7 protein-coding genes are annotated in these 9,877 nt (G+C 73.5%); 5 read left to right on the forward strand and 2 right to left on the reverse strand.

What is annotated here, in order from left to right; genetic code table 11:
- Nucleotides 1-1,420 (reverse strand): cellulose binding domain-containing protein (locus tag ACFW1A_RS33590; protein ID WP_380415773.1); only part of this gene is annotated, 1,420 nt, incomplete at its 3' end.
- 66 nt (nt 1,421-1,486) lie between these two features.
- Entirely contained in the window at nt 1,487-3,121 is a 1,635-nt protein-coding gene (locus ACFW1A_RS33595; RefSeq protein ID WP_380415775.1) for a cellulase family glycosylhydrolase, read from the reverse strand.
- 826 nt (nt 3,122-3,947) lie between these two features.
- On the opposite strand from ACFW1A_RS33595, the gene ACFW1A_RS33600 reads away from it, so the two are divergent.
- The 5 genes from ACFW1A_RS33600 to ACFW1A_RS33620 form a co-directional block, all read left to right on the forward strand.
- The gene (locus ACFW1A_RS33600; protein ID WP_380415777.1) at nt 3,948-5,066 is read left to right on the forward strand and encodes an ABC transporter substrate-binding protein; all 1,119 of its coding nucleotides are present in this window, start codon (nt 3,948-3,950) and stop codon (nt 5,064-5,066) included.
- Between the two features lie 91 nt (nt 5,067-5,157).
- Entirely contained in the window at nt 5,158-6,822 is a 1,665-nt protein-coding gene (locus ACFW1A_RS33605) for a sugar ABC transporter ATP-binding protein (RefSeq protein WP_380415779.1), read from the forward strand.
- Entirely contained in the window at nt 6,819-7,784 is a 966-nt protein-coding gene (locus ACFW1A_RS33610; RefSeq protein WP_380415781.1) for an ABC transporter permease, read from the forward strand. The genes ACFW1A_RS33605 and ACFW1A_RS33610 overlap by 4 nt, the downstream gene beginning before the upstream one ends.
- Nucleotides 7,781-8,797 (forward strand): ABC transporter permease, encoded by a 1,017-nt coding sequence (locus ACFW1A_RS33615; RefSeq protein ID WP_380415784.1) that lies wholly within the window; start codon nt 7,781-7,783, stop codon nt 8,795-8,797. The genes ACFW1A_RS33610 and ACFW1A_RS33615 overlap by 4 nt, the downstream gene beginning before the upstream one ends.
- A 73-nt stretch (nt 8,798-8,870) precedes the next feature.
- A partial coding sequence (locus ACFW1A_RS33620) for a LacI family DNA-binding transcriptional regulator (RefSeq protein WP_380415787.1) occupies nt 8,871-9,877 on the forward strand: 1,007 nt, incomplete at its 3' end.

The raw sequence follows: 9,877 nt of genomic DNA on the forward strand, positions 1-9,877 counted from the left end.
AGGTGAGGGTGGGCGCGGTGTTGGCACCCGAGTAGGCGGCGCTGAACCCGAAGGAGGTCCCGGCCCCCGGGGCGAGGGTCGCGTTGTAGCTCAGCGAGCCGACCGTGACCTTGCTGCCCGAGGTGGTCAGCGCCCCGTTCCAGAGGTTGCCGATGGTCTGGTTGCCGGGCCAGGTCCAGCTGACGTGCCATCCGTTGACCGGCGCGGTGCCGGAGTCGGTGACGGCCACGGTGGCGTTGAACCCGGTGCCCCAGTCCTGGTTGACGGTGTACGAGGCGGTGCAGCCCGACCCGCCCCCGCCCCCGCCCCCGCCGCCGGCAGCGGTGGTCGCGGACACCGGCGCGGAGACCGCGGAGGTGTTGCCCGCGGCGTCGTGCGCCGACACGGTGTAGCTGTAACTGCTGGACGGGCTCAGTCCGGTGTCGGTGAAGGCGGTCCCGGTGGTGGTGCCGACCTGGGTGCCGCCGCGGTAGACGGTGTAGCCGGTCACCCCGACGTTGTCGGTCGCGGCGGTCCAGGAGAGCGAGGCGGTGCTGCTGGTGGTGCCGGTCACCGTGAGGCCGGCCGGGGTGGACGGCGGTGTGGTGTCGCCGCCGCCGCTGCCCCCGCCCGCGGTGGCGGCGAACGAGAAGGCGTCCGTGGCCAGCCCCTGGCCGCCCTGCCAGATCTCGAAGCCCGCCTCGGCGTCGATCAGGTAGTGCTGCGGGTTGACCTCGCCGCGGGCGACGGCGTCCCGGATCAGCGCGGCCACGTCCAGGCCGGTCAGCGAGGTGGTGCCGCCCTGGTAGACGTAGGAGATGATCTTCCAGGAGGTCTGCTGGCCGGTCCACACGTCCCAGGAGTGCCCGGCGGCGGTGGAGGTCCCGGTCTTGCCGCCGAACGGCTGGACGCCGCCCCGGCTGTTGAGCCAGATCATGATCTCGGTGCCGTCGGGCTGGCCGGCGGTGGTGGGCGTGGAGTTGATCCAGAGGTCGTAGGCCACGTCGTAGGCGCCGCTCGACGGCTGCTCGGTGCTCCAGGAGGAGGTGGCCGAGCCCAGGTTGCTCACCTGGATCGGCAGGTTGCTGCCGGTGGTGCAGGCCCCCCAGTGGCAGCCCTTGTAGAGGGACGGGTAGGTGGCGGGCGCGCCGGAGGTCGACAGATTGAACGAGGCGGTGCTGACCGACCAGGCGGTGCCGCCGGTGGCGGTCACGCACTGCGGGGCGCTGGAGTTCCACTCGTTGGCCTGGAGCGTGTACTCGCCGTTGTTGACCGGCAGCGTGCCCTGCGGGGTGCAGACGCTGGTCCCGGCCGCGGCGGCGGGTCCGGCCGCCACGGCGGTCGGGAGCAGCGCGCCGACCGCCAGCAGCAGGGCGGCCAGGCCGGTACGGCCGCGCGCCCGGTGGCGGGTTCTGCGGGGGAGGGGCGGTGGGGTGGGCATGACCGGGTCCCTTCGGAGCGGGTGGGGGTGGGGTGGGGGAAGGAGAGGGGGCGGCCTGACGGGGGGTCAGTTGCAGGGCGCGCCGTTGAGGGTGAAGCCGGTGGGCGCCGCGTCGCTGCCGGTCCACGTGCCCTGGAAGCCGAAGGTGGTGTCGGCCCCGGGGGCGAGGGTGCCGTTGTAGGCGACGGAGGCGGCGGTCACCTGGGCGCCGGTCTGGGTGAGGGAGGTGTTGTAGGAGTTGGTGATCTTCTGGTCACCGCCGAAGGCGAAGCGCAGCGTCCAGCCGTTGACCGTGGTGCTGCCGGTGTTCTTGACGTCCACGACGCCGGAGAAGCCGCCCTGCCACTCGCTCTGCAGCGTGTACGTGACGTGGCAGGAGCCGCTGCCGGTCGGGGTCGGCGTGGGGGTCGGCGTGGGCGTGGGCGTCGGGGTCGGGGTCGGGGTGGGCGTAGGCGTCGGGCCCGTGCCGGAGAGCGGGAACTCCAGTGCCGCCAGCGCCTGTTGCTTGGCCGCCAGGGCGGGGGCGGCGTCGTACTGGTTGTCCAGCAGTCCGTACGCGTCCTCGCCGTTCAGCGCCCAGTAGGTCCAGCTGAGCTGGTTGGCCTGGAGGTAGCCCAGCAGGGCGGCGAACCACTGGCCCTGGGAGCCGGGCGTGCTGTCCGAGACGGCGGCGGCCGTGTTGCCGGTGCCGAACTCGCCGACCCAGACGGGGGCGAGGCCCTGCTTGGCGATGTAGCCCCAGTGCCGGTCCCAGACCGCGCCCAGACTCGCCGCGGTGGTGGTGGAGTTGAACCAGGTCTGGGCGAACTCCTGCGGCCCGTAGTCGTGGGCCGAGTACACCACGTGCCCGGGCGAGCTGAGCGTCACCGGGTACTGGGCGACGCCGTCGAGGTTGCCGCCCCACCAGTCGGTCGAGTACCCGCCGGTGGCCGAGGCGTCCGGGAAGTTGCTGATCCCCTCCACGAAGACCAGTGCGCCGGGGTCGTCCGCCAGCACCCGGTTCCCGGCCCGCTGGGCGGCCAGCCGCCAGTCGGTGGCCGGGTCGCCGCTGCCCCAGGTGGCGCCCTGGGCGTAGGCGACGCCGGTCGGGGTGTGCGGCTCGTTGCGCAGGTCGAAGCCGATCACGGTGGTGTTGCCGGCGTAGCGCTTGGCGATCGTGTCCCAGTCGGCGAGCCACTGCGCGTCGGTGTACTGGGCGGTGTACCAGAGGCCGTTCTGCTCGGCGCTGTTGCCGCCCTCCGAGCGGTGGTCGTCCAGGATCACCTTCAGGCCGTCCTGGCCGGCGTAGGCGATGATCCGGTCCATGATCTGCAGGGAGTCGAGGCCCTTGAGGTCGGTGTTGATCGGACCGGTGTTGCTGTTGAACCCGAGGTTGCCCGGCACCACCGGCGACTCGACCAGCTGGTTCGAGAACGGCAGCCGGACGGTGTTGTAGCCCAGCGCCTTGATGTCATCGACGACGGCCTTGTAGTCGGTGCTCCACAGGCCGTGGGCCACCTGGTCGGTGGTCTCGAAGCCGTACCAGTTGATGCCCGCGATCCGCACCGTGTTGCCGTTGCTGTCCAGGATCCGGCTGCCGGCGGTGTGCCAGTAGCCCGCTCCGACGCTGCTGTCCGTCGCACTGGCCGTCGGCGTGAGGCCGATCAACCCGGCGGCGCCCGCGCAGCAGACCGCCAGGGCCAGCCGGCCCAGCGCCGACACGCCCAGAGCCGACCTGCCCAGAGCCGATCCGCCCGGCGCCGACCTGACCGATGCGGGCCGACCCGGCGCAGTGGTCCGTCCGCCGGTGGAAGGGCTCCCCGCTCGTGCGCGCACCTGCCACTCCTCTCTCGCGGCGCACCGGACCGCAGTCCGGCGGCGCTCGCCGACTAGTGCTTGTCATTTGCGGGAAATGAACACAGAGGCGGGTCGAGGGTGTCAACGGGCGGGCCATGTCTTTGGGAGTTGAACGATTGAGTCGGTGGTGGCCGGGACCGCCCCGGTGCGACGGCGGGCCTGGTGGGAGCGGTGACGGCAGGTCCGGAGCCGCGCCGTGCGGCGCGTGCCGGGGGCGTGCAAGTTTCACCGCGTGGTCGAACGGTCGGTCGCGCGGCCCCGGGCGGAGCCGAGCTGCTTGCCGGGGCTCGGGATCGTGGGCAGTGAGGGAGCGTCAGGGCGGCACGGGGTTTGCACAACGTTGCAGAGCGCCGCACAGGCATGACAGCACGAGCTTCGAATCCCTGTCCAGATGTCGGCATGATCGAACGGGCTTGGCGCCCACCTGCTGACGATCTGTCAGAGAACCTATAAAACCACAGGTCAGGGCCGAAGTTGACGGGCCGGCCCGGGCTGAGCGGACCGGCTGGCGGGTGGCGCGGCACGGCGGGTGCGGGCGGCGGGGCTGCGGTGCAGACTCCTTGACACGGTCGCCGACGATGCCCCACTGTCCTCTACATCGTTGGAAACTGGCGCGCAGTCAGGCCGCTCCGACGAATGCTCCGCACCGTCGTCCCACCTTCCCCTTGCAGTCAAGGATGTGATCGGGCGCATGACCCCCACCCCCCTGCGCACCAGGACTCCCGTCGCCGCGGCGCTGGTCGCCGGCCTCTGCCTGACGGCCGCCGCCTGCACCAACGCCGGTTCCACCACGGCCTCCAACGCCGCCGCCCCCGCCGCCGGGAACAGTGCGGCGGCCCAGCAGGTGGCCACCCCGTCCGCCGGCACGGCCGGTCCGGGGTGCACCTACCAGAGCTACGGCGGCGGGTTGTCGAAGGTGGACATCACCGACGGGAAGACCGTCGTCGGCTTCTCCCAGTCGGAGGCCACCAGCAACCCGTTCCGGGCCACCGAGACCGCCAGCATCGAGGCCGAGGCCAAGCGGCTGGGCGTCAAACTCGTCGAGCGCAACGCCAACGCCGATGTCAACGCGCAGAACTCGCAGATTGAGGACATGATCGCGCAGGGTGCCCAGGTGCTGATCGTGGCCCCGGAGAACTCCGACGGCCTCGGGCCCGCCCTGGCCCAGGCGAAGGCCAAGAAGATCCCGGTGCTGACCATCGACCGCACCGTCACCGGCAGCGCCTGCTCGGACTTCGTCGCCTTCATCGGCTCCGACTTCTACGGCCAGGCGAAGATCGCCGCCGACGACCTGGCCGGCGCGACCGGCGCCGCCGCCCACGTCGCCGTGCTGTCCGGCACCCCGGGCAACAACGTCTCTACCGACCGCACCAACGGCTTCCTCGACCAGGTCAAGTCCACCTACCCGAACATCCAGGTGGTCGCCTCGCAGACCGGCAACTTCAACCAGACGGACGGTCAGAAGGTGATGGAGCAACTGCTCCAGGCCCACCCGGACATCAACGCCGTCTACGCCGAGAACGACGAGATGGCGCTCGGCGCGATCCAGGCGATCCGCTCCGCGGGGAAGACGCCCGGCAAGGACGTCAAGATCGTCTCGATCGACGGGATCCAGCAGGCGGTGCAGGACGTGGTCGCCGGGCAGCTGGTCGCCGACATCGAGACCAACCCGCGGTTCGGCCCGCTCGCCTTCCAGTCCCTCCAGGACCTGTACGGCACCGCCGGCGTCCAGCCCAAGGTGATCATCAAGGACGGCCACTTCACCGCGGCCAACGCCCAACAGGCACTCTCCCAGGGCCTCGTTTACTGACGACCGCCCGCGCCCGAGCAGCGGGGAGGCGGCGGCAGAAGGGGGCGCCGCCTCCCCGCGCGGGCCCGAACCAACGCACAGGAGGTGCGAGATGGTCCCGACGGACCAGGCCGGCCCCGCCGGCCAGCCCGTCCTGGAGGTCGCGGGGGTCGACAAGAGCTTCGCCGGCGTGCACGCCCTGCGCAGCGTCGACCTGACCCTGCGCGCCGGCGAGGTGCACGCGCTGGTCGGCGAGAACGGCGCCGGCAAGTCGACGCTGATCAAGGTGATGACCGGCGTGCACCGCCCCGACGCCGGTCGGCTGCGGTTCGCCGGACGCCCCCAGGAGTTCCGCAGCCCGCTCCAGGCGCAGCAGGCGGGGATCTCCACGATCTACCAGGAAGTCAACCTGGTCCCGATGATGTCGGTGGCGCGCAACCTCTTCCTGGGCCGCGAGCCGCGCCGGCTCGGCCTGCTGGACCTGCGCCGGATGCACCGCGAGGCCGGCGAGGTGCTGGCCCGGCACGGCCTGGACGTCGACGTGACCCGCCCGCTGCAGTCGCTCGGCCTGGGCGCCCAGCAGATGGTGGCGCTGGCCCGCGCGGTGCAGCTCGAGGCCCGGGTCGTGATCATGGACGAGCCGACCTCCTCGCTCGAACCGCGCGAGGTGGCGACCCTGTTCGCGGTGATCCGCCGCCTCACCGCGCAGGGCATCGCCGTCGCCTTCGTCAGCCACCGGCTGGAGGAGCTCTACACGATCTGCGACCGGGTCACCGTGCTGCGCGACGGACAGGTGGTGCACACCGGACCGCTTGCCGCGCTGCCGCGGCTGGAGCTGGTCTCGCTGATGCTCGGGCGGGACCCGGGCACGGTCCGCGCGGGCGGCAGCACCGCGTTCGCCGGCCGCACCCGCCGCCCCGCGGACGGCGTCCCCGCGCTGCGCGCCCGCGGCCTGACGGTCCGCCACCGCCTGCGGGACGTCTCCTTCGACGTGCACCCGGGCGAGGTGGTGGGCCTGGGCGGCCTGCTCGGCTCGGGGCGCAGCGAGACCGCCAAGGCCGTGGTCGGCGCCCCGGCCGGCGAGGCGGGCAGCGTCGAGGTCGGCGGCCGCCCGCTCGCCCGGCGCAGCCCCGCCGCCGCGATCCGGGCCGGCGTGGTGCTGCTGGCGGAGGACCGCAAGGCCGAGGGGATCGTCCCCAACCTGTCGGTGCGGGAGAACATCGTGCTCGCCGCGCTGCCCCGGCTCTCCCGGGCCGGACTGGTCTCCCGGGCCCGCCAGGACGAGATCGTGCGGCTCTTCGTGGACCGGCTGCGGATCAAGACCGCCGGACCGGACCAGAAGGTCGGCGACCTGTCCGGCGGCAACCAGCAGAAGGTGCTGCTCGCGCGCTGGCTCTGCCTGCACCCCGAGGTGCTGCTGCTGGACGAGCCCACCCGGGGGATCGACGTCGGTGCCAAGGCCGAGGTCCGGGCCCTGATCGAGTCGCTCGCCGCGGACGGCCTGGGCGTGCTGCTGATCTCCTCCGACCCGCAGGAGCTGATCGAGGGCTCGGACCGGGTGGTGGTGCTCAAGGACGGCCGGGTGGTCGGCGAGCTGACGGGGGACCAGGTCGACGAGCCGTCGCTGCTGGCCGCCCTGGCCGGCGGCACGCCGGCGCCCGGCGACGGACCCGCACCGGCCGCCGGCCCGTCGGCGCCGTCCGACGGACCCGCACCGGCCGCATCGCGCGCCCCCGGGCAGCAGCCCTCCGACCGGCGGACCAGGAGCCCCCGATGACCGTCCTCGACCTCGCGACCGCCGGCCGCGACCGCGACCGGATCCGCCGCCTGCTCCAGCGGTACGGCGTCTACGGTGCCGTGGCCGTGCTCTTCGCCGTCGCCTCGGCCCTGGACACCGGCTTCCTGTCGGCGGCCAACCTGCGGATCCAGCTCTTCCAGGCCGCCCCGACCCTGCTGGTGGCGCTCGGCATGGCCCTGGTGATCGGCACCGAGGGCATCGACCTGTCGGTCGGCGCGGTGATCGCGCTGTCCGCCGCCGTGGTCCCGCTCTACCTCGGCTGGGGCCTGCCCGTCGCGCTGCTGGTCGCCGTCGCGCTCGGCGCGGTCAGCGGTCTGGCCGGGGGCGCGATGGTGGCCTTCACCAAGGTGCAGCCGATCGTGGCCACCCTGGCGCTGATGATCGGCGTGCGCGGCGCGGCCGAGCTGGTCAACGGCGGCTCGGCCAAGCCGGTCACCGACGCCGGCCTGCTCTCGCTCGGCTCGGACGGGTTCGCCGGCGTCCCGCTGATGGCCTGGATCGCCGCCGGCTGCGCGGTGCTGACCGGCGTGCTGGTCCACCGCACCACCTTCGGCCGCCAACTGGTCGCGATCGGCGACAACCGGCGGGCCGCCCGGCTGGCCGGCCTGCCGGTGCGCCGGGTGCTGGTCACCGTCTACGTCCTGTCCGGCGTACTGGCCGCCTTCGCGGGCGCACTGATCGTCGGCCACGGTGCCGAGGCCGACCCGGCCCACCAGGGACTCAACCTCGAACTCGACGCCATCACCGCCGTGGTGGTCGGCGGCACCCCGCTGACCGGTGGCCGGGTGCGGGTGCTGGGCACCGTCGCCGGGGCGCTGTTCATGCAGCTCGTCACCGCCGTGCTGACCCAGCACAACGTGCACACCTCGGTCACCCAGCTGATCGAAGCGGCCATCATCTGCTGCGCCGTCTACGCCTCCCAGGAGCGAGGGACCCGATGACGCCCACCGTCCTGACCCCGGCCCCGACCGGGCGCGGCCCCGGACCGCGGACGACCGACCGCCGGCCCGGCGAGCGCTGGGCCGCCCGGCTGCGCCGCCGCGGCGCGCCGGCCGTCCTCGCCCTGGTGGTCGCCGCCGCCTCGGCCGCCTCGCCGACCTTCCCGACCTGGTCCAACGTCAGCGCGATCCTGGGCAACAACGCCTTCGTCTGGCTGCTCGCCCTCGGCACCACCTTCGTCATCATCGGCGGCGGCATCGACCTGTCGGTGGGCTCGCTGTACGCGCTCGGCGGCGTGCTCGCCGCCTACGGCGCGCAGACGCAGGGCAGTTGGCTGGCGCTCCTGCTGCCGCCGGCGGTCGGCGCCGCCTGGGGGACGGTGCAGGGGCTGCTGGTGGCCCGGGCCGGCATGGCCCCGTTCATCGTCACCCTGGCCGGCCTGCTCGGCGCCCGCGGCCTGCTGCAACTGGTCACCCACGAGGCCGCCACCACCTACCTGGTGCCGCCCGGCGCCGCCTTCCGCGCGCTCGGCGCGGGCACCTGGACCCCGGTGCTGATCGTCGCCGCGCTGTTCGGCCTCGGCGCCCTGCTGCTGACCCGCACCCGGTTCGGCGCCACCCTGACCGCGATCGGCGGCAACGAGCACGCCGCCCGCCTGATGGGCCTGCCGGTGGCCCGCACCCGGCTCCTCGTCCACGTGCTGTCCGCCACCCTGGCGGCGACCGCCGGCGCGCTCGGCAGCGCCCGGCTGGGCTCCGGGGTCACCACCCTGGGCGTCGGCTACGAGCTGACCGCCATCGCCGCCGTGGTGATCGGCGGCACCCTGCTGACCGGCGGCAGCGGATCGGTCGGCGGCACCGTCGCCGGCGTGCTGCTGCTCGCCGTGATCCACAACCTGATCGACCAGTACGCCTCCCAGTACGGCTCCGCCTTCACCGACACGGTGAACGGCGCCTTCCTGGCACTGGTCGTGCTCGCCCAGGCCCTGCTCGACCGGGGCCGGCAGGACGAGTGAGCCGGGCGGCGGCCACCCGGCCGCCGCCCGCGGACCAGCAGGACGAAGCCGACCGGGAGGGAGACCCAGGGCTGTGAGCGTGAGCCTCAAGGACGTCGCGTTGCGCGCCGGAGTGTCGGTCAAGACCGTCTCCAACGTCGTCAACGACTACCCCCACGTCAGACCCGGCACCAGGGAACGCGTCCGGCGCGCCATCGACGAACTGGGCTACCGGCCGAACGCCACCGCCCGCCGGCTGCGCACCGGCCGCAGCGGCATCATCGCGCTGGCCGTGCCCGAACTCGGCAACCCCTACTTCGCCGACCTGGCCACCGCCGTCATCGACGCCGCCGCGCAGCACGGGCACACCGTGCTGCTCGACCACACGGCCGGCGAGCGGGCCAAGGAGGACCTGGTCGCCCGCGGCTTCCGCTCGCACCTGATCGACGGGCTGATCCTTAGCCCGATCCAGCTGGAGAACGAGGACCTGCTGCGCCGGGCCGGCGGGCCGCCGCTGGTGCTGCTCGGCGAGCGCGAGTACCAGGCGCCCTACGACCACATCGCCATCGACAACGTGGCCGCCGCCCGCCTGGCGGTCCGTCACCTGATCGGCCTGGGCCGGCGCCGGATCGCCTTCCTCGGCGCCCGGAAGGAGAGCCTGCGCCAGCCCGCGCACCTGCGGCTGCGCGGCTGGCGCGAGGAGCTCCTCAGCGCCGGCGCCGCCGCGCACGACGAGCTGGTGGTGGCCACCGACGGCTACGACCGGCGCGACGGGGCGAGCGCGATGGCCCGACTGCTCGACCTGCCCGAACCGCCCGACGCCGTGTTCGCCTACAACGACCTGGTCGCCCTCGGCGCCCTGCGGCTGCTGGCCGAACGCGGCCTGCGGGTGCCCGAGGACGTCGCGGTGGTCGGCTTCGACGACATCGAGGACGCCCGCTACGGCGGCGTCTCGCTCACCACCGTCGCGCCCGACAAGGCCGCCATCGCCCGCCTGGCCGTCGACTGCCTGATCACCCGGATCGAGGCCGGATCCGGCACGGCCGTCTTCCCGCGCCGGATCCTGCCCGGCCACACCCTGGTGGTCCGCGAGTCCACGGC

It is taken from the genome of Kitasatospora sp. NPDC058965 (assembly GCF_042741245.1).
Classification (GTDB): domain Bacteria; phylum Actinomycetota; class Actinomycetes; order Streptomycetales; family Streptomycetaceae; genus Kitasatospora.

Bases quoted from the DNA above. Each gene is read 5' to 3' on its own strand.
- ACFW1A_RS33600 (WP_380415777.1), top strand. From the start codon at position 3,948: ATGACCCCCACCCCCCTGCGCACCAGGACTCCCGTCGCCGCGGCGCTG.
- ACFW1A_RS33605 (WP_380415779.1), top strand. From the start codon at position 5,158: ATGGTCCCGACGGACCAGGCCGGCCCCGCCGGCCAGCCCGTCCTGGAG.
- ACFW1A_RS33610 (WP_380415781.1), top strand. From the start codon at position 6,819: ATGACCGTCCTCGACCTCGCGACCGCCGGCCGCGACCGCGACCGGATC.
- ACFW1A_RS33615 (WP_380415784.1), top strand. From the start codon at position 7,781: ATGACGCCCACCGTCCTGACCCCGGCCCCGACCGGGCGCGGCCCCGGA.